Below are 19,895 nucleotides of genomic sequence, written 5' to 3'. Positions count from 1 at the left end.
ACGCGCCGTCGCCGTGGCGTTATTTGCGGTACGCCTGTCCGTAGGCGCCATGGATGCCGCCCTTTGCCCAGTCGGCCATCAGGTCGTAAAACCCGGGCGTGATGATGGTCGGCTTGCGCGTTCCATTGGGCGCCTGAGCGTAGCTGCGCATGCCGTGATCGGCCTGCGGGAAGAGATAGACCGAGATGGCCTGGCCCTGGCCGCGCAACGCCGTCAAGCGCTCGATAGTGACAGCCGGCGGCGCTTGGCGGTCATCCTCTGCCAGGGCCCACAGCTGCGGCACCGTGACTTGCCGCGCGACCTGCACGGGATCGAGCGACCAGTCGACACCGAGCTTGTCGAACCGCGGTATGCCATTCTTGCGCAGCTCATCGGCCGGCATGCCCAGCAACACGCCCGTGTAGCCGCCCTTGATGAGGGCAAACCACGGCTCCTTGCCAAACTGCTGCTGGAATGCCGACAGGTCGTCCAAGCCATCCTTGTAGCCGGATTTGACGATTCTGGCCGTGATATCCGTCACCGTCCTGGCCTTCGCGATGACGTCCCCGCCATAACCCTTGTCCTGAAGTTCCCTGGCAACCTGCGCCGCATCCTGCTCCGTGATATCGGCCACCAGGCCATAGCCGATGCCGAGAAATTGCGCCTTGGCGCGCGCCTGCGCCAGCGGGGCAATCCAGCCGCCCTGGCTTACACCCATCAGGCCGAAGCGGCCGTAACGCCCTTGCGCCAGCCGTTTTGCTTCGCGCGACGCGGCCACCAGATCATCGGCCAGGCACGGAAAATTTTGCGTATATTCGCCTTCGGACAGCCCGGTACCGCGCTTGTCATACACGAAAACGGACACGCCCCGTCCCACCATCTGATAAGGGTCGCGCGCGCGGTCAATCCAGCCGCTGCTTTCGGAACCATGGGCATACACGACCAGTGGCGTGTCCTTGCCGGCGCCCGGCGCTTCCATCAGGCGGCCCGCGAGCATGATGCCATGCGATTCAAAGCGCGTATCTGTTTCGGCCAAAGCCACTTTCGGCCAGCGTTCCTTGCCGTTGACAAGCACGGCGTCCTTTCCGCACGCGAGCAACGCGCCGGCGTCCTGCGTGTTGCCGACGGTCCCGTCGCTGAAGGTATAGCCATAGCCTTTCGCCCCCTTGGTGAGGGCGACGAAGCCCGTCTGGTTCTGGCGAAAAATACCCGTCTCGCAAGGCGCCGGGCTGAATGCCTCCGGCATGGGCGCAGCAGTCGCCGAGAACGATATGGCAAGCAGAGGCCAGAAAAAATGTGAGGTCATGGGATCATGGGTCCGATAGGCAGTCTGTCGTGTTGCCGTCATCCTTACAGGGCGGCTTTTTCTTCGGCGCTCAGGCGCTTGGCGCTGACATACACGGTGTGCATGGTGGCTTGATCGGCGCTGGCGACCATGGATGCCGGCGCGGCGCGGAATTTCGGCACGGCGGCGGTGGCCAGGCTGGTGGCAGCGGCGATGGCGATGACGGCAACGAAGATGGCTTCCATGTTTTTAGCGATGTTCATGATGGTGTCCTTTGGGTGGCTGGTTGTCTGCTGCGATGATGGAACTGTAGGCGCATGGGCCGGCCATCTCCAGCGGCTTGCGACAAACCGCCCAAAAGAAGGGACAGAATACCAACCGGCCCGATGAAAGGCAGGAAGGCTGGCTGGCCGCCGTTCCCTGCGGCGGACAAATCGCCGCATGCATTGCTTGCAGGGGTGCTACAAATGTCGCATGCTACATTTGTAGCCAACTCAACCATCAAGGAAAACGATGCTCTCATTCGCATGGAAGTGGACATGGGCCGGCCTGCTGTCTGCCGCCGCCCTGACAACACCGGCCGTCGCCGCCTATTTTGACGGCATGGTCAGCGTCGGCGGGCATCCGCTGCACGTGGCGCAGACTGGCGCCGGGCCGTATACCGTCGTCTTCGAGGCGGCTTCGCCAGCGACCTGTCGGTATGGCGCAAGGTGGCGCCGGAGGTGGCGAAGAAAGCGGCGGTGCTGGTCTACTCGCGTGCCGGCTACGGCAAGTCGCCGGCGCGTCCCCAGCCACTCAGCATGGAACAAAGCGTCGCCGAGCTGGCCGATGTGCTGCGCCAGCGCAAGGTGGAAGGACCGTTGATCCTGGTGGGCCATTCCTATGGCGACTTCCTGATCCGCTATTTCGCGGCGACGCATCCGCAGCAGGTCGCGGGTCTGGTCTTTGTCGACCCCGCGGATGAAGGCCTGGAAACCGTCCTCAAACGCCTCGATCCGGTGCGCTTGCAACAGGACCAGCGCATGCTCGCTGCCAGCATCCCGGCCAAGTGGCAGGGCGAGCTGCAGACCATCCAGGCCATCCTCGATGCGGGCAAGCTGCCGACGATGCCGGCGCTGCCCGACGTACCGGCGGTGCTGCTCACGTCCGTGCAGGCGCGTGCCGATTCGAACTTTTTCCAGGAGACGCCAGCCATCGTCAAGATCAAGCGCGAGCGGCACGCCGCCTTCCTCAGCCAGTTTTCCAGCGGCGCGCACGTCTTCACGCCGAATAGCGGCCATGGCATCCAGATGCAGGAACCGGAACTGGTCGTTGCCGCCATCGGCCAGGTCATGACCCTGGCCACGCAGAGCGCCGCGCGCGTGGCCAGGGCGCAGGCCAGACAAAAACTGATGGGGGAACTGGAGCACAGCGCCGCCTTGCTGGGCAAGCAGCAGAACGACGCGGCCGCAAGCCGCATCGCGCTGGCGCTGCGGGACAGCGCCCTGAGCGAAGCGGAGATCAATACGCTGGGTTTCGACCTGCTGACCAAGGCGAAGCAGACGGCGCTGGCCACGCTGGTGCTGGCGTACAATAACCAGGCCCACGCGCAGTCCGACAATGCCGCGGACAGCTACGGCGAAGCCTTGCTGGCGGACGCTCGCCCTGCGGAAGCGCAGCGCCAGTTCACGCGGGCGCTTGCGCTGGGACAGGCCAACGGTGCACGCGAACAGGCAATGGCCGGCTACCGCCAGCATCTTTCACAAGCAGAGCAAGCATTGAAACAACCATGAAAAAAAATCCCGTATCCACAACAGGCGCCGACATGCGCGGACTGGAAGACCTGGCGCCGCGCGAACGCCAGGTCGTCGAATGCGTGTACCGGCTGCAGGAAGCCACCGCGTCGCAAATCCAGGAAGCACTGGGCCCGGACTTGAGCAATTCGGCGGTGCGCGCCATGCTGGCGCGCCTGGAAACGAAGGGCGTGCTGCAGCATCGCGTCGATGGCCAGCGCTATTTGTACAGCGCCGTGGCGCCGCAGGCGCAGGTGCGCGAGTCGGCGCTGAAAAAACTGGTCGGTACCTTTTTCAATAATTCCAAGGCCAGCGCCGCGACGGCCTTGCTCGGCATGTCCGGCGAACTGAGTGCGAAGGAGCTCGATGACCTCGAAGCGATGATCGCGAAGGCACGCCAGGAAGGCTGCTGATGGCGGGAACCGACCTCGCGCAGCTGCTGTTGAAGCATAGCGTGACGGTCGTGCTGCTGCTCTGCATGCTGCGCCTGCTGCACCGCGCATCGGCCTCGCGCCGCGTGTTTGCCACGCGCTGCGGCCTGGTGGCGCTGCTGTTGCTGCCCTTGTTCTGGCTATGGCTGCCGCAGCTGCCCATGCGCATGCCGCTGGCCCTGTCGGCCCTGCTCGATCCTCCGCTGCGCATCCCCGTCAGCGTGACGACGGCCGCGCTGCCCGACATCGAGGCAGCCGTGGCTGCCCCGGCACGTGCCGCATGGCTGGGCCGCTGGCTGCTGGCCGCGTATGCCGTCGGCGTGGCATGCCACCTGCTGCGCCTGGCGCTGAACCTGGCGCGCTTGCGCTAGGCGAGCGTCGCCGCACAGGTGCTCGAAGCGCCGGCATGGACAACGGCCCTGCAAAGGCTGCATCGGTCGCTGGGGCTGCGCCGCGCCGTGCGCCTGCTGGTCTCCGATACGGCCGCATCGCCATACAGCTGGGGCTGGCATCATCCCGTCATCCTGCTGGACCGTCACAGCGCCGGCAACGCACAGGCCGATGCCGTACTGGCCCACGAACTGGCGCATATCCGCGCCCATGACTGGCCCATGCTGCTGCTGGCGCGCGTGCTGCTTGCCCTGTACTGGTGGCACCCGCTGATGTATCCGCTGTTGCGCATGTTCGAACACGATACGGAATGCGCTGCCGATGATGCGGTGCTGGCTGCCGGCGCCACGCCATCGCGTTATGCCCACACCCTGCTCACGGTGTCGCGCCAGGCCTTCGGCGCAGGAACGGCAGGCAAGCCGGCAACTGGCATGGCCAATCGCATTGCCAGCCGCGGCGCCATGCTGGGCGCACGCATCGCGGCGCTGCTGGAAGCCCATCGCCCGCGCGGGCGCGTCACGCTGCGTCAATGGTGGAGCGGCATGCTGGCAAGCGTGGCGCTGATGTGCGTGATCGGCAGTATCACGCTGCAAGGGGAGCGGGTGCTGTGGCCGGACAGCCTGCTGCCGGGCCCCGACAGGCGGCAGCAAGACCCGGTCGCCTTGCTGCAAGCGCTCGACAATCCGAATTTCACCCGGCTTGCCGGCGCGATGCGCGCCAGGGACTACACGCTGCGCCATGCGGCCGAGACGGAATCGTTCCGCCAGCGCGCCGCCATACCGGCGCTGCTGCTGGCCTTGCGCGCCCCGCAGCCTGTCGTACGCAAGCTTGCCGTCTGGGCCTTCGGTGAAATGCGTTTTACGGAAACGGCACCCGCCGTGGCGGCGCTGCTGGCCGATCGCGACGCCGCGGTGCGCGCCGAGGCTGCCGCTGCGCTTGGCGACATGGGCGAGCGGCGCTGGCTGGCGCCGATGATCGCCATGCTGGGCGATCAGGACGCCGTGGTGCGCCGTCGCGTGGCGCATGCGCTGGGCGACTTGCAAGCTGGCGCCGCCATTCCCATGCTGCAAAGCCGCTTGCATGACCCCGTCCCCGACGTGGCCAGCGAGGCGCGCTGGGCGCTGGACGAAATGCGCTAGGCGTGGCTGTCCGCTGCCGCCGGCCCGTGAGGGCTGACGCGTGAAAGTAGGCTGCTTGGCTGGAGGCGTACGTTCCGCCCGTCGTTATGCTGTGTTGCGTATTGCTGCTGTCACCTGGGCTGGAGCGAACCGGGGGTACCGCCCGTTCGAATGGCCCGTGATGGGAAACTGCGAGGTACTGCTACTGCCTGCATGGCATGGCCGCGCTTACAGGGCGGCTTTTTCTTCCGCGCTCAGGCGCTTGGCGCTGACGTACACGGTGTGCATGGTGACTTGCTCGGCACTGGCCGCAATGGGTGCCGGCGCGGCGCGGAACTTCGGCACGGCGGCGGTAGCCAGGCTGGTGGCGGCGGCGATGGCGATGATGGCGACGAAGATGGCTTCCATGTTTTTAGCGATGTTCATGATGATGTCCTTTGGGTGGCTGGTTGTGTGCTGCGATGATTGAACTGTAGGCCGATCCCCCCTGAACCGCCATCGAATTGCGACCAAACGCACGATTCGCGGGACAGAATACAAAAAGCCCGGATGGAACGCACAACGTGCACACGCCGTGGCATTTGAGGCTTGCCAGCCCCATTCCTGGCCATTTCAGCGCCCTGCAAGCCCCTAAAAGCCCTACCGCCGGCCAACCTTGTTTATAATCGCCCTACACTAAAGGACTTCTTTCATGACTGATCAATTCTCCAAAAAGGGCGAAGCCTGGTCGGCCCGGTTTTCCGAACCGGTCTCGGACCTCGTCAAGCGCTACACAGCTTCTGTATTTTTTGACAAGCGCCTGGCGCTGTTCGACATCGAAGGTTCGCTGGCCCATGCGGAAATGCTGCATGCGCAAGCCATCATCAGCCCGGCCGACTACGCGGAAATCCAGCGCGGCATGGCGCAAATCTCGCAGGAAATCGCCGCCGGCCAGTTCGAATGGCTGCTGGACCTGGAAGATGTCCACCTGAATATTGAAAAACGCCTGACCGAACTGGTAGGCGATGCGGGCAAGCGCTTGCACACGGGCCGTTCGCGCAACGACCAGGTGGCGACCGACATTCGCCTGTACGTACGCTCCGCCATCGACGACATCACCGCCCTGCTGGCGACGTTCCGCGGCGCGCTGACGGATCTGGCCGAACAGCATGCCGACACCATCATGCCGGGTTTTACCCACATGCAGGTAGCCCAACCGATCACCTTCGGCCACCACATGCTGGCATATGTCGAGATGTTCGGCCGCGACGCCGAGCGCATGGCCGACTGCCGCAAGCGCGTCAACCGCCTGCCGCTGGGCGCCGCCGCCCTGGCCGGCACCACCTTCCCCATCGACCGCCTGCGCGTGGCCAAGACGCTGGGCTTTGACGACGTCTGCCACAACTCGCTCGACGCCGTGTCGGACCGCGATTTCGCCATCGAATTTTGCGCCGCCTCCGCCGTGCTGATGATGCACGTGTCGCGCATGGCCGAAGAACTGGTGATCTGGATGAGCCCACGCATCGGCTTCATCGACATCGCCGACCGCTTCTGCACCGGCTCGTCGATCATGCCGCAAAAGAAGAACCCGGACGTGCCGGAACTGGCGCGTGGCAAGACGGGTCGCGTGTATGGTCACCTGACTGGCCTGCTGACCCTGATGAAAGGCCAGCCGCTGGCCTACAACAAGGACAACCAGGAAGACAAGGAACCGCTGTTCGACACCGTCGACACCGTCATCGACACCCTGCGCATCTTCGCCGACATGGCCGGCGGCATCACGGTAAAACCGGAAGCGATGCGCGCGGCAGCCCTGCAGGGTTACGCCACGGCGACCGACCTGGCCGACTACCTGGTCAAGAAAGGCTTGCCGTTCCGCGACGCGCATGAAGCGGTGGCCCTGGCCGTGCGCGCCTGCGTCGACGCCGGCTGCGACCTGGCCGACCTGTCTTTGGAGCAGCTGCGCGCGTTTTCCCCGCTGACGGACGAAGACGTGTTTGCCGTGCTGACCCTGGAAGGCTCTGTCGCCGCGCGCGACCACGTGGGCGGCACCGCGCCACGCCAGGTACGCGCCGCGATCGCCCGCGTGCGTACGCAACTGGAAAAATAAACGGGCTGCGTCCCGCCAGCGCCCCGCTGCATCGCCGCAGCGGGGCGTTTTTCATTGGGCGACGATTTTCGACAGCACGGCAAAGGCGGCCCCCGTCTGCGATGCTTCCAGCAGCAAGGTCAGCTCCGTGTAGGTGCAGATGATGTTGATCAGGTTGATGCGCTCCCACGCCAGGCGCTTGAGGATGGCGTGATACACGCCCGGCGTATAGCAGGTTTCGGGCGCCAGGTGCAAGGTCACGGCCGTCACGCGTTCGAGGCGCGCCAGCTCCTGCTCTTCGCCGAAAACCTCTTCCACCAGCGCATGCAGGCTGCGGCTGCAGATCACCATCACCTCGTTGACGCCGCGCGTGACGGTAATGAACGTGCCCCGCTGGGGCGCGGCCAGCGCCAGCAACTGGCGCTGGCAGGCATACGTCTGGTCGGAGTAACGGTAGGTAAAAATCATCAGCTCGCTGCGCGTGGACAGTTCTCCCGCACGGTGCGCCAGCACGATCTCGCCGCTTTTCTGCTGCGGCATCCGTTCGGCCAGGCGGCGCAGCGCCATCACCACGGCGGCCTGGCCCACCGGTTTCCATAAATCGCTCTGCAATTGCGGCTGCAGCTGGCGCGCCAGTTCCGACAGGTTGAGCAAGCCCCGGCCCAGTCCCTCGCTGAGAAAGGCCGATTCCATCACGATCTGTTCCACTTTGGTCGCTATCGAAAGCATAGTTCGTCGGGCCGGTGATTCCGGTGCACGCACCAGGAGCCGGCAACCCTTCCTGAAAAAAGGATGCACTGCGCCAGCGGCCGCACCGGGCGGCGCGGTCGGACTCGCTGAAAAGCCCCCCTCGCGGGGGAAGGGCCGGTTGGCGGCGGCTAGGAAGGCGGATGCAGCATGAATGCCGCTCCAGAGGGGAAATGGCTGAAACCAACAGCAGAAAACAGAACTGACGTCATGTGAAACTCCCGATTTTTTTCCCGATGCGCTGTATCTGGACGCGGTCATTGCCGCGTGCGCTTTTTTTGTCTTCGCGTGATCCGCTGGGGACCACATGAAGAGCTAGTGTAGATCGCAACATTTAAAAAATGCAACAGTGTTTTTCCAACAGAGCGCTCCATTAGGGGAAGTAGTCCAAAACAAAAGTTGCAGCTTGTGGTAGATCAAACTTTCCAACGATACAGCGCTGATAAATGTTCAATTCTTAACAAAAATTCGCGTAGTGACCCATTTCTTGAATTTTTTGACATGGCGATCTCGACAAGTTTAGTGTCCCCCTACCCGGCGTCATGCCACCACAAAACGGCAGGCTATCCGCCCGCCGCCAGGCACGCCGGGGTGGCCATCAGGCATCGCGGCCAGCTCATTCACCATTTCCTTAACCGATACCATGGAGCAGAAATGAATTTACGTTTGACGATAGTTGCCGCATCCATCGCCGCCCTGCCGCTGATGGCCACCACGGCAGATGCCGCCTCGCCGCTGCCACAGACCCTGATGGCCGCCCCGGTCAGCCTGGCCTCTCCACAAGAGAACGCCAGCCTGGTCAACAAGCTGGCCGCGCAGGCACGCAGCCGCGGCCTGAATACCGAGCATGGCTTTGCCGTCGGCGCCCAGCATCCGGGCGTCAGCGGCACGCGTGTGAGCCGCGTACAGCACACCTACAAGGGCTTGCCCGTCTTCGGTTCCGAGACGGTCGTGGTCAGCAACAACGCCGGCGACATCGTCAGCGAATCCGTGTCGGACCGCGCTTCCGGCCTCGGTAGCGGCGGCGTCAATTCCGTCACCCGCAGCGCCACCACCGATATCGACACCACGCCGGCCGTCAGCGCCGCAGCCGCCATCGCCGCCGCAGTGAAAAGCATCGGCGTGCCGGCCGTCGACCACGTGCCGCCGCATGCGCAACTGCTGATCTACCCCGTGATGAAAACGGTGCGCGTGGCCGGCGCCGAGAACAAGTCGGAAGCCGCGCTGAACGCCCTTGACGTGCAGGACGTGGTCGACCACTACGAGCTGGCCTACCTGGTGCAGACGCGCATGATCAGCGGTAACAAGCCCGTCTACTACGACACCGTCGTCAGCGCCAAGGATGGCCGCATCCTGCGCCAGTGGAAAGCCCTGAAAACCGTGGCCGGCATCGGCAACAGCCAGTACAACGGCCAGGTACCGCTCAACACCACGCTCACGGGCAGCACCTACACCATGAAAGACCCCAGCCGCGGTACCGGCGGCAGCTTCGGCGGCATGGCCATCACGAATGCCAACCACGGCACCACCTCGGGCAGCGTGTACAGCAGCACCAGCAATACCTGGGGCGACGGCCAGCAATACATCAACGGCGGCAGCACCACCAACGCCAACGGCCAGACGGCGGCCGTGAACGCGATGTGGGGCCTGATGAACACCTACGACACGCACAAGAATGTGCTGGGCTGGTCCAGCCTGGACGGCAACAACACGGCCACCCACATCGCCGCCCACGTCAACACGGCCTACGACAACGCCTACTACGACAGCAGCTGCAAGTGCATGTACATCGGCGACGGCGGCAGCTCGTTCAACAACCTCGGTTCCATCGACGTTATCGGCCACGAAATGGGCCACGGCATCACGGACGCCACCTCGGGCCTGATCTACTCGCAAGAGTCGGGCGGCTTGAACGAATCGAGCTCGGACATCGCCGGCGAAATGGTGGAAGCCTATGCGCGCGCCGGCGGCACGGGCACCAGCATCCCCAACACGGGCAACGATTGGATGACGGGCAAGGAAATCGCCAAGAATGGCCAGCCGCTGCGTTGGCTGTACAAGCCAAGCAAGGATGGCAGCAGCCCGAATGCGTGGAGCAGCACCATCAAGAACCTCGACGTCCACTACAGCAGCGGCCCGAACAACCGCATGTTCTACTTCCTGTCGCAAGGTTCGAACTCCACGTCCAGCAGCGACTACTACAGCTCGTACCTGAACAAAAGCCCGCTGGCCATGACCGGTATCGGCAGCGACAAGGCTTACCGCATCTGGTTCAAGGCCGCCACTACCAAGTTCACCTCGTCGACCAACTATGCCGACGCGCGCAACAAGGTGCTGCAGGCAGCCGAGGAACTGTATGGCGTGGGCAGCGCCGAGGCTATCGCCGTCAAGCGCGCGTATGCGGCCATCAACGTGGGCGCCGACGTCGATGAATCGACCACGGGCGGCGCGGTGACCATCACCAGCCAGCCGGCCAGCATCACCGTCGCACCGGGCGCCACCGCCTCGTTCGCCGTGGGCGCGGGCGGCGGCACGGCGCCGTACACCTACAAGTGGTACCGCAACGGCGCCGTGATCAGCGGCGCCACGTCGCCTGCCTACAGCTTCACGACCGTGGCGGCCGATAGCGGCGCCGTGTTCAAGGCCACGGTGACGGATTCGTCCTCGCCCGCCGTGACGGCCACGTCGAACAACGCCACGCTGACGGTGGGCACGAGCAGCGCCACCGAACGCGTGACGAACGGCGGCTTCGAGTCCGGCGCCACGGGCTGGAGCGGCACCACGGGCGCTATCGGCACCTTCACGGGCCAAACCGCATACGAAGGCACGCAGTATGCCTGGCTGGGCGGCAATGGCGCCACAGCCAGCGAATCGCTGACGCAAAGCGTGGCCATTCCGGCCGCCGCCACGTCCGCCAGCCTGACCTTCGCGCTGCATATCGACACGGCTGAAACGGGCAATACCGTGTACGACAAGCTGGTCGTCACCGTGAAGAACAGCGCCGGCACGGTGCTGGGTACCCTGGCCACGTATTCGAACGTGAACAAGGCAGCCGGCTACCAGATCCGTACGTTTGACCTGATCGCCTACAAGGGCCAGACCGTGCAGATCTCGTTCGCCGCGACCGAGGACGCATCGCTGCAAACCTCGTTCGTGATCGACAAGGTCAGCCTGGTTACCCAGTAAGCGGCTGAACATGCGGGCAAGCCATCGATACAAGGCTTGCCCGCACAGCACGATTGATTTTCTGGCAATTACAGTCTACCCTGAGGCAGTAATTGCATCTTGCCTGCTGCCGGTACCCGCGACGAATTGAACTTTTTTTAGATTGTTCCTGACCGATGCCTACTTCGACCTTGTCCGCACGCGCTTTCCCCCATTCCAGTCTGTCCATTTTTACGCCTGCCACCATGCTCGCCTGACGCGGCCATGCAGTTCCACCTCCAGGTGCAGGGCCCGGCAGGCAGCCAGGCGCTGGCCATCGACGCCGCCAGCGAGGCCGAGGCGATCCGCGCGGCCGTGCGCGGCGGCTGGCGCGTGCTGGCCGTCGACGATGGCGCGGCGCAGGAGGCTGGCGTCGCGCCGCGCCTGGGCAAGCAGGGCCTGCCCCTGCTGCAATTCAGCCAGGAGCTGCTGGCCCTGCTCGAAGCGGGCCTGAACCTGGGCGAGGCCATGGCCACCCTGCACAACAAGGAAACGCGCGCGGGCGCCAAGGCCACCCTGGCCGCCATCGTGCTCACCCTGCAGCAAGGGCAAAGCTTTTCCGACACCCTGGCCGGTTTCCCCGACATCTTCCCCGACATTTACATCGCCACCGTGCATGCGGCCGAACGCTCGGGCAACCTGCCCGAGGCGCTGGCGCGCTTCGTCGGCTACCAGCTGCAGTTCGACGCCATCCGTAAAAAACTCATTTCCGCCGCCATCTACCCGTGCATGCTGCTCGTCGTCGGCGGTCTGGTGACCCTGTTCCTGCTCGGCTACGTGGTGCCGAAGTTCAGCGTCGTCTACGAAAGCTCGGGCCGCGAAATCCCGTGGATGTCGCAAATGCTGCTCGGTTTTGGCCAGACCCTGGCCGCGCATCCGCTGCTGTGTGCCACGGCGCTCGCCGCCGCCGTTGGCGCCGTGGTCTTCGGCATCGCCAATACCGGTGCGCGCCAGGCCCTCGTCTTGCGCCTGCTGCGCCTGCCCGTGCTGGCCGGGAAGGCGGCGGAATTCCGCCTGGCGCGCTTCTACCGGGCCCTGAGCCTGCTGCTGCACGCCGGCATCCCGCTGCACAAGGCGCTGGCCATGGTCGCCCCCATGCTGCTGCCGGCGCAGCAGGAGCAACTGGCGCAGGCGCGCCGCGCGGTGCAGGAGGGCATGCCGTTTTCCACCGCGCTGGAACACGCCGCCATGGCCACGCCCGTGGCGCAATCGCTGCTGAAAGTGGGAGAAAACACGGGCCGCCTGGGCGACATGCTGGAACGCTCGGCCAAGTTCCACGACGAGGAATTCGCCCGCTGGGTGGACTGGGCCTCGCGCCTGCTCGAGCCGCTCTTGATGACCATCATCGGCGTCGTCATCGGCGGCGTGGTGGTGCTGATGTACATGCCAATCTTTGAACTGGCCGGGAGCTTATCGTGAACGTTATCGTGAGGGTCACGCCATGAACGCACGCGGCGAAGAACGGGCCGTGCTCGATGCCGCCATGCTGCGCCGCGCCCACGCCAGCGCGCTGGAACAGGGCCGCCCGCAGATGGCCGTGCTGCAGGAAACGGCGGCCCTGCCGCCCGAAGTCTTTTTGCGCCAGCTGGCCGCCCTGTTCCGCTACCCGGCCTGGACGATGGCCGAGCTGCAAGCCGCCTTGCCCGCCTTTGCCCTGCTGCCCTACACGGATTGCGCCCAGCGCGACTGCGTGCTGCTGCAGCCGGGAGTCCCCGGCGCACCGCCCGTGCTCGTCATCGGCAACCCGTTTGCCGAAGACCTGCTGCAGTGGGCCGACTTCGCCCTGTCCACGCCCTTCACCGTGGCGCTGGCCCATCCGGACGACCTGGCCGCCTATTTGCAGCAGCAGGAAAGCGTGCAGCAGGCGATGCAGGAAATGCAGCACGGGGATGACGTTCCAGGACTCGACCAGAGCATCGAAGACATCTCGCTGATCCGCATCAGCGAGGACAGCAGCCCGGTGGTAAAACTGGTGAACTCCACCATCTACGACGCCCTGAAATTCCAGGCCAGCGACATCCACCTCGAATGCGACGTGGCCAGCCTGGTCATCAAATACCGCGTCGACGGCGTGCTGGTGCAGGCGGGCCAGGTGCAGGGACTGGCGATGGCGGAACAGATCATCTCGCGCATCAAGGTCATGGCCGACCTCGACATCGCCGAGCGCCGCATCCCCCAGGATGGCCGCTTCAAGGTGCGCGTGAAAGGGGCGGAGATCGATTTCCGCGTCTCCATCATGCCCAATATCTTTGGCGAGGACGCCGTGCTGCGCCTGCTGGACCGGCGCGCGCTGACGGAAGCGGCGCAGGCGCTGCGCCTGGAAAGCCTGGGCCTGAACGAGGACGCCATCGAGCAAATCCGGCGCCTGGCCGCCAAGCCGCACGGCATGCTGCTGGTGACGGGACCCACGGGTTCAGGCAAGACCACCACGCTGTACGCGGCCATCACGGAAATCAATACGGGGCGCGACAAGATCGTCACCATCGAGGACCCCGTCGAATACCGCCTGCCGCGCGTGCTGCAGATCCCCGTCAACGAAAAAAAGGGGCTGACGTTCGCACGAGGCCTGCGTTCCATCCTGCGCCACGACCCTGACAAGATCATGATCGGCGAAATCCGCGACGACGAGACGGCGCAGATCGCCGTGCAGGCGGCGCTCACGGGCCACCTGGTGTTTACCACCGTGCACGCGAATAACGTCTTTGATGTGGTCGGCCGCTTCCTGCACATGGGCGTCGACGCCTACAGCTTTGCGGCGGCCCTGAACGGCATCGTGGCGCAGCGCCTGCTGCGCCTCAATTGCGCCCATTGCGCCGTCGACGCCAGCGCCGAGGTGCTGGCCGATGCGCAGCAGCTGCGCGACAGCGGCCTGGCCCTGCACCAGGTGCAGGACTGGCAATTCATGGCCGGCAAGGGCTGCGGCCACTGCCGCGGCACCGGCTACAAGGGGCGCAAGGCCGTCGCCGAGGTCCTGATGCTCAGCGATGCGATGCGCGAAATGATCTGCACGCGCGCGCCCCTGAGCCAGATGAAGGAAGAGGCGGCGCGCAACGGTTTTCGCCTGGCGCGCGAAGCGGGCCTGGACCTGGTGCGGCGCGGCGAAACCACTTTAGCGGAGCTCAATCGTGTCACTTATTGAACGCCTTACCCGCGCCACCCTGTGCCTGCACCTGGCGCCGCACGGATTGGACGGCGTGCTGCGCCGCGCCGGCCGTCCCGTAGCAGACAGCGCTTTTCACGTGCCCATCCTGAACCCCGACGCCAGTTGGGAAGTGGCGCTGGCAAGCTTGCGCGGCTGGCTCGAACAGGATGGCGACAAAAAAATGCCGCTGGCCGTCAGCCTGGCCAGCCGCTGGTGCGCCATGCTGATGGTGCCGTGGAGCGGCGCCCTGCTCGACGCGGCCAGCGCACAGCGCTTCCTGCACAGCCAGTTCGCAGCCGTCTACGGCGATGGCGCGCGCGCCTGGCACCTCGCTGCCGACGATGCACCGTACGGCAAGCCGCGCCTGGCCTGCGGCGTCGATGCGGCCCTGCTGCAAGGGGTGCAGGATGCAGCCGCCGCGCATGGCCGGCGCTGCCTGTCCATCGAACCCATCGTGGGGCCGGCCTGGCGCAGCATCGCCGGCAATAAGCCTGCCGCCTTCGCCCTGGTGGAAGCGGGACGGCTGCTGCTGGCCACCAGCAGCGGCGGGCGCATCACGGCCCTGCATAGCCAATCTTGCGGCGCCGCCTGGGGCGACGAACTGGATCGGGCGTGGCGGCGCTGGAACTTGCGCGCGCCGCAGCTCGACGCCATCGAACACGTAGCGCTGCTCGACCTGAGCGGCGTGCCGCAGGATGCGCTGCCGGCGCGCTTTCAGCCCCTCCCCGTGGCCGGCGCCGCCCACCTGATGCGGGAGGCTGCATGGGCCTGAGCCGCCTGGAATTGCTGGCGCCCGGTGCAGTGCAGACATTCAGCGGCTGGCGCCTGGCCCTGTGCCTGGCGGGCGGCTTGATGCTGCTGCCGGCCGCCGTGTACTGGCTGGTGCAGGCGCAGGAGACACGGCGCCTGGAAGCGCAGCTGGCCCAGCTGCAGCCCCCGCGTCCCGTGCGTACGCCCTTGTCCGCCAGCCAGCAGCGCGAACGCGACCTCGAACTGAAACAGGTGGCCGTCGCCGTGCGCCAGCTCAACCTGCCCGTCACGCGCCTGGTCAGGACGCTACAGCCGCCGCGCGACGTGCGCATCGCCTTGCTGGGGCTGGACCTGAATACGCAGCAGGGACAGGATAGCGCCAGCGTCCTGAAGATCGCCGCCGAAGCGGAAACGCCGCAGGACATGCTCAACTACCTGGCCTTCCTGAACCAGCAGCCCATGTTCAGTTCCGTGTATCTGCTCAAACACGAGATGAATGCGAACGCGCCCGAACACCCGTACCGTTTTCAGCTGGAGGCGCAATGGCGGCAATAAAACCCGTGCTGAAAGCCAGCACGCCCGTGGCCCGTCCACGCCTGCAACTGCGCCTGCCGCCGCGCCTGCGGTGGGAAGCGCAACGGCTGTGGCGTACCCTGGGCTGGCCCAGCGCCATCGGCGCGGCCTGCCTCGCGCTGGCCGCTTTCGCCATGCAGCAAGGCGATGCGCTGGCCGAACGCCAGCAGCAACTGGCGGCGCAACTGGCCGCTGCGGCCAGACAGTCGGCGCTGCCGCCGGCACCAATGGCGCTCGATGCCGATGCGGACAGCCTGGCCGCTTTCCACGCCTACCTGCCCGCGCACGACAGCATTCCCGAGCAGCTGAAAACCTTGCTGGACGTGGCGCAAAAGAGCGGCGTCACCCTGGCCAAGGCCGACTACAAGCCGCAGGAAGATGGCAATACGGCCTTTTTGCGCTACCAGATCACCCTGCCCGTGAAAGCCGAATACGCGCAGCTGCAAACGTTCATCGTCGACGCCTTGCAGGAGCTGCCCACCCTGACGCTCGACTCCGTGCTGTTCAAGCGAGAGCAGATCGAGGCGGGCGAGATCGACGCGCGCATCCAGTTCATCCTGCTGGTGAAAAAGGCGGAGGTGCGCCGATGAAGAAAGTCGTACTGGGAGGCGCCGCCGTGGCCACCTTGCTGGCCGCCCTCTTCGCGCCCGAGGATGAAGGCAGCATCGTGGGACCGGCCACGGCCACCACGCGCCAGGTGGAACGGGTGGCGGTCGCGCCTCTCGCTGCAGTCGCCGCGCCGCAAACCAATCGCGCGCTGGCCATCCATCCGCGCCGTGCGCTTGAGGACGACGAGGCGGCCACCCTGTTCGCCAAGCAAAGCTGGCAGCCCGATACGCCGAAAAAAATCATGCTCGACCAACAGGCGGCGCAGGCCACGCGCGCTGTCGCCGCCGTCGACGCGAACGCACCGCCGCCACTGCCCTTTCAATTCCTTGGCCGTTTCGTCGACGAAGGCAAGGCTGCCTACTTCCTGCAAGCGGGTGAACGCAACGTCGTGGCGCGCCCCGGCGACACGCTCGAAGAAAGCTACCGCTTCGACGGCGTGGTGCAGGGCGCACTGCAATTTACCTATCTGCCGCTCAACCTGAAACAGACACTCGCCGTAGGGGACCTCAATTGAAACGACGCGCCGCACGTATGTCACGCACTGTCATCGCCCTGCTGCCGATGCTGTCCCTGCTGGCCGCCTGCGCCGGCAACCAGGCCTACAACGACGGCCAGGCCATGCTGGGCGCCGGTCGCACGGAACAGGGCCTGGCCCTGCTGGAACAAGCGGCGCAAGCCGAGCCGACCAACGCCAAGTACCGCATCGCCGTCACGAATGGCAGGATGCGCGCGCTGAATAACCTGAACGGCCGCGCCGAAGCGCTGCGCCAGCAAGGCAAGCTACCCGAGGCGCAAGCGCTGTACCAGCAGGCGCTGGCGCTGGATGCCAGCAACGATGTGGCGCAGCGGGGCCTGGCCGGCGTGGCGCAGGATGAGCGGCACCGCAAGTTGGTGCAGGAAGCGCAGGCCAGTTACCAGCGCGGTGGCGAAGCGAATATCGCGCAGGCGCAGGAAGCCTTGCGCCAGGTGCTGCAGGAACGCCCCGCACAGCGCGAGGCGCTGGCCCTGAAAAGCCGCATCGGCGAGGCGCAGTCAAAAAACCTGCCATCCGGCGGCAAGCTGGCGGCCGCCTACCGCAAACCCGTGACCCTGGAATTTCGCGACGCGCCGCTGCGCTCCGTGTTCGATCTTCTTAGCAAGGTGTCGGGCCTGAACTTCGTCTTCGACAAGGAAGTCGACCCGGCCCTGCGCGCCACCATCTCCGTGCGCGACACCAGCATCGAAGAGGCGATCGCCATGCTGCTGGGCGCCAATCAGCTGGAACAAAGCGTCACCAGCGACAAGTCGATCACGATCTACCCGAACACGCCGCAAAAGGTGAAGGATTACCAGCAGCTCGTGGTGCGTACCTTCTTCCTCGCCAATGCCGATGTCAAGACAGTGGCGTTTTCCATCAAGACCCTGCTCAAGGCCAAGGACGTCGTCACGGATGAACGCCTGGGCATCATCATGCTGCGCGATACGCCGGAAATGGTGCGCATGGCCGAGCGCATCATCAACGTGCAGGACCTGGCCGACCCGGAAGTGATGCTGGAAGTGGAGGTGCTGGAAGTCAAGCGCACGCGCCTGATGGAACTGGGCGTGCGCTGGCCGGACCAGGCCAGCCTGACACTGGCCGGCGTCGCAGGTAGCACGGGGGGCCTGGGTGGCTTGAAGGTGGCGGACCTGCACCGCATCAATGGCGACAACATCAACCTCGGCATCGGCGGCGTCACCCTGAACGCCAACAAGACGGACAGCGACAGCAATATCCTGGCCAATCCGCGCATCCGCGTACGCAACAAGGAAAAGGCCAAGATCCTCATCGGCGACCGCGTGCCTGTCATTACCGTCACGACGAATAACGGCGTCAGTTCCGACAGCGTCAACTACATCGACGTGGGCCTGAAGCTCGACGTGGAACCGAACGTCTACCTGGACGACGAAGTGGCCATCAAGATCAACCTGGAAGTGTCGAACGTCGTCAAGGAAGTGATCAGCAAGACGGGCACGCAGGCATACCAGATCGGCACGCGCAGCGCCTCGACGGTCCTGCGCCTGAAGGATGGCGAGACGCAGGTGCTGGCGGGCCTGATCAGCGACGAGGACCGGGGTACGGCCAACAAGGTGCCGGGCGTGGGCGAGCTGCCCGTGCTGAACCGCCTGTTCGGCAGCCAGAAGGACGACGCCATGCGCAGCGAGATCGTGCTGTCGATCACGCCGCGCCTGCTGCGCAGCATCCGCCGCCCGGATCTGATGACGGCCGAATTCAATTCCGGCACCGAGACATCCGTGGGCGGCCGCGCCAGCGTGGGTGGTAGCCCCGAAGCCGTCGCCGCGCCCGAGCAGGCCGCCCCACGCAGCGGCTCGCCCATGACGGGCGGCGACGAGGCGCCAACGGCCGGCGACAAGGCCACTGTCAAGGGTGGCCAGTGAGGTGGCCAGTGAAGCAGCGGGGCTTTACCTTCATCGAGCTGATGATCACCCTGGCGATCATGGCGACTCTGGCCACGGTCGCCGTGCCGATGGCGCAGGTGGCGCAGCAAAGGGCGAAGGAACAGGAGTTGCGCAGCGCCCTGATCGAGATACGCGAAGCGATCGATACCTACAAGCGCGCTTCCGACAATGGCCGCATCAAGCTTTCGCTGGGCGCATCCGGCTATCCGAAAAAACTCGAGGAGCTGGTCGAGGGCGTGCCCGACCAACGCAGTCCCTCGAAGCAGAACATCTATTTTTTACGCCGCCTGCCGCGCGACCCGTTCCTGTCCAGGGAAGCCGGCAGCGCGGCCGACAGCTGGAGCAAGCGCGCCTACGCCTCGCCGCCCGACAATCCCAGCGAAGGCGAAGACGTGTTCGACGTCGCCTCGCGCTCGACCAAGGTGGGCCTGAACGGCGTGCCGCTCAAGGAATGGTGATTTCGATGCCCTGCTCCCATCCGCGCCGCGGTTTTACGCTAGTCGAACTGCTGGTGGTACTGGCGATCATCTCGCTGCTGCTGACGATCGCCATTCCCCGCTATTTCGGCTCGGTGGAAAAATCGAAAGAGGTCGCCTTGAAGGAAAACCTGCAGGTGCTCAGGAGCGGCCTGGATAAATACTATGCCGACAAGGGCGAGTATCCGGCCGCACTGGCCGACCTGGTGACCCACCATTACTTCCGCAGCGTACCGCTGGACCCCGTCACGGAGTCCGCCACCACCTGGCAACTGATCCCTTCGCCGAATGGCGAAATCGGCGGCGTGGCCGACGTGCGCAGCGGTGCCAAGGGCAAGACGCGCGAGGGCATCCCCTTTGAGCAGCTCTAGTTTCCAGCGCCGCGCACGGGGTTTCGCGTATATCTGGACCCTGATGCTGGTAGCCTTCATGGGCGTGGGCCTGGTGCTGGCCAGCGAATTGCATGCCACGGCCGCGCGGCGCGACAAGGAGCGCGAGCTGCTGTTCATCGGCCATGAATTCCGCAATGCGCTGGGCCGCTACTACGACAGCACCCCGGGCGACGGGCGGCCCCGTTATCCATTGACCTTGCAGGAACTGCTGCGCGACCCGCGCTTCGCCAACGCCCGGCGGCATTTGCGCCGCCTGTATGCGGACCCCTTCACGGGCAAGGCGGAATGGGGCGTGCTGCGGCAGGAGGGCCGCATCGTCGGCATCCATTCGCTGTCGCCGCAACTGCCCATCAAGCAGGACAATTTTCTCGACGAAGACGCCAGCCTGCGCCGCAAGCAACGCTACGCGGACTGGCACTTCACGTATCCGCACGACCTGGTGCTGGCCCCGCCCGATGCCGCCGGCGGAGCACCCGGGCTCAAACCGAAAGGCGCGAACTGATATCATGCCCGCATTCCATAT

General features: G+C 65.2%; 19 protein-coding genes and 1 pseudogene. 16 read left to right on the top strand and 4 right to left on the bottom strand.

Annotated elements, in window-relative coordinates:
- Nucleotides 1-19: 19 nt before the first annotated feature.
- Together OX460_RS24695 and OX460_RS24690 are read right to left on the bottom strand one after the other, a co-directional pair.
- Nucleotides 20-1,225, bottom strand: a complete 1,206-nt coding sequence (locus OX460_RS24695) for an alpha/beta hydrolase (protein WP_251350225.1) — start codon at nt 1,223-1,225, stop codon at nt 20-22.
- 104 nt (nt 1,226-1,329) lie between these two features.
- On the bottom strand, nt 1,330-1,527 hold the full coding sequence (locus tag OX460_RS24690; RefSeq protein WP_099666473.1) for a hypothetical protein: 198 nt from the start codon (nt 1,525-1,527) through the stop codon (nt 1,330-1,332).
- Nucleotides 1,528-1,953: 426 nt separating this feature from the next.
- Between OX460_RS24690 and OX460_RS24685 the strand changes: the two are divergent.
- From OX460_RS24685 to OX460_RS24670, 4 genes and pseudogenes are all read left to right on the top strand, one after another.
- Nucleotides 1,954-3,036, top strand: a pseudogene (locus OX460_RS24685) (alpha/beta fold hydrolase); the annotation flags it as partial.
- Nucleotides 3,033-3,449 carry a BlaI/MecI/CopY family transcriptional regulator gene (locus OX460_RS24680; protein WP_251350223.1) on the top strand — a complete coding sequence of 139 codons (417 nt, stop codon included), beginning with the start codon at nt 3,033-3,035 and terminating at the stop codon, nt 3,447-3,449. The pseudogene OX460_RS24685 and the gene OX460_RS24680, both read left to right, overlap by 4 nt.
- Nucleotides 3,449-3,838: a hypothetical protein gene (locus OX460_RS24675; RefSeq protein ID WP_289900248.1), complete on the top strand. Its 390-nt coding sequence runs from the start codon at nt 3,449-3,451 to the stop codon at nt 3,836-3,838. Before OX460_RS24680 ends, OX460_RS24675 begins: the two co-directional genes overlap by 1 nt.
- Before the next feature lie 18 nt (nt 3,839-3,856).
- On the top strand, nt 3,857-4,996 hold the full coding sequence (locus tag OX460_RS24670) for a HEAT repeat domain-containing protein (RefSeq protein ID WP_289900247.1): 1,140 nt from the start codon (nt 3,857-3,859) through the stop codon (nt 4,994-4,996).
- Nucleotides 4,997-5,203: 207 nt separating this feature from the next.
- Here the strand turns inward: OX460_RS24670 and OX460_RS24665 are convergent, their stop codons facing one another.
- The gene (locus OX460_RS24665) at nt 5,204-5,401 is read right to left on the bottom strand and encodes a hypothetical protein (RefSeq protein ID WP_077408563.1); all 198 of its coding nucleotides are present in this window, start codon (nt 5,399-5,401) and stop codon (nt 5,204-5,206) included.
- Nucleotides 5,402-5,666: 265 nt separating this feature from the next.
- On the opposite strand from OX460_RS24665, the gene argH reads away from it, so the two are divergent.
- Complete coding sequence (argH, locus tag OX460_RS24660) at nt 5,667-7,064, top strand: argininosuccinate lyase (RefSeq protein WP_251350221.1); 1,398 nt, start codon at nt 5,667-5,669, stop codon at nt 7,062-7,064.
- 51 nt (nt 7,065-7,115) lie between these two features.
- Here argH and OX460_RS24655 read toward each other — a convergent pair whose 3' ends face one another.
- The gene (locus OX460_RS24655) at nt 7,116-7,772 is read right to left on the bottom strand and encodes a hypothetical protein (RefSeq protein WP_099666466.1); all 657 of its coding nucleotides are present in this window, start codon (nt 7,770-7,772) and stop codon (nt 7,116-7,118) included.
- A 672-nt stretch (nt 7,773-8,444) separates the two neighbouring features.
- On the opposite strand from OX460_RS24655, the gene OX460_RS24650 reads away from it, so the two are divergent.
- The 11 genes from OX460_RS24650 (at nt 8,445) to OX460_RS24600 (ending at nt 19,874) form a co-directional block, all read left to right on the top strand.
- On the top strand, nt 8,445-10,976 hold the full coding sequence (locus OX460_RS24650) for a M4 family metallopeptidase (RefSeq protein WP_251350220.1): 2,532 nt from the start codon (nt 8,445-8,447) through the stop codon (nt 10,974-10,976).
- A 243-nt stretch (nt 10,977-11,219) separates the two neighbouring features.
- Entirely contained in the window at nt 11,220-12,413 is a 1,194-nt protein-coding gene (locus tag OX460_RS24645; RefSeq protein ID WP_289900246.1) for a type II secretion system F family protein, read from the top strand.
- Nucleotides 12,414-12,435: 22 nt separating this feature from the next.
- Nucleotides 12,436-14,133 (top strand): GspE/PulE family protein, encoded by a 1,698-nt coding sequence (locus tag OX460_RS24640; RefSeq protein WP_289900245.1) that lies wholly within the window; start codon nt 12,436-12,438, stop codon nt 14,131-14,133.
- The gene (locus OX460_RS24635; RefSeq protein WP_289900244.1) at nt 14,120-14,908 is read left to right on the top strand and encodes a hypothetical protein; all 789 of its coding nucleotides are present in this window, start codon (nt 14,120-14,122) and stop codon (nt 14,906-14,908) included. Before OX460_RS24640 ends, OX460_RS24635 begins: the two co-directional genes overlap by 14 nt.
- The gene (locus tag OX460_RS24630; RefSeq protein WP_289900243.1) at nt 14,899-15,441 is read left to right on the top strand and encodes a hypothetical protein; all 543 of its coding nucleotides are present in this window, start codon (nt 14,899-14,901) and stop codon (nt 15,439-15,441) included. The genes OX460_RS24635 and OX460_RS24630 overlap by 10 nt, the downstream gene beginning before the upstream one ends.
- Nucleotides 15,429-16,049, top strand: coding sequence for a type 4a pilus biogenesis protein PilO (pilO, locus tag OX460_RS24625; protein ID WP_289900242.1), 621 nt, complete (start codon nt 15,429-15,431; stop codon nt 16,047-16,049). Before OX460_RS24630 ends, pilO begins: the two co-directional genes overlap by 13 nt.
- Nucleotides 16,046-16,582, top strand: coding sequence for a hypothetical protein (locus OX460_RS24620; RefSeq protein ID WP_289900241.1), 537 nt, complete (start codon nt 16,046-16,048; stop codon nt 16,580-16,582). Before pilO ends, OX460_RS24620 begins: the two co-directional genes overlap by 4 nt.
- 17 nt (nt 16,583-16,599) lie before the next feature.
- Nucleotides 16,600-18,483, top strand: a complete 1,884-nt coding sequence (locus OX460_RS24615) for a secretin and TonB N-terminal domain-containing protein (protein ID WP_289900240.1) — start codon at nt 16,600-16,602, stop codon at nt 18,481-18,483.
- Complete coding sequence (locus OX460_RS24610) at nt 18,480-18,962, top strand: type II secretion system protein (protein WP_289900239.1); 483 nt, start codon at nt 18,480-18,482, stop codon at nt 18,960-18,962. Before OX460_RS24615 ends, OX460_RS24610 begins: the two co-directional genes overlap by 4 nt.
- A 5-nt stretch (nt 18,963-18,967) precedes the next feature.
- Nucleotides 18,968-19,351: a type II secretion system protein gene (locus OX460_RS24605; RefSeq protein ID WP_289900238.1), complete on the top strand. Its 384-nt coding sequence runs from the start codon at nt 18,968-18,970 to the stop codon at nt 19,349-19,351.
- Nucleotides 19,338-19,874: a type II secretion system protein gene (locus OX460_RS24600; protein WP_289900237.1), complete on the top strand. Its 537-nt coding sequence runs from the start codon at nt 19,338-19,340 to the stop codon at nt 19,872-19,874. Before OX460_RS24605 ends, OX460_RS24600 begins: the two co-directional genes overlap by 14 nt.
- Nucleotides 19,875-19,895 lie beyond the last annotated feature (21 nt).

This window comes from Janthinobacterium sp. SUN033 (assembly GCF_030397595.1).
Taxonomy (GTDB): Bacteria; Pseudomonadota; Gammaproteobacteria; order Burkholderiales; family Burkholderiaceae_D; genus Janthinobacterium; species Janthinobacterium kumbetense.
Note: the sequence above shows the minus strand (reverse complement) of the source record. Positions and strands in the feature narration are given on the sequence as shown.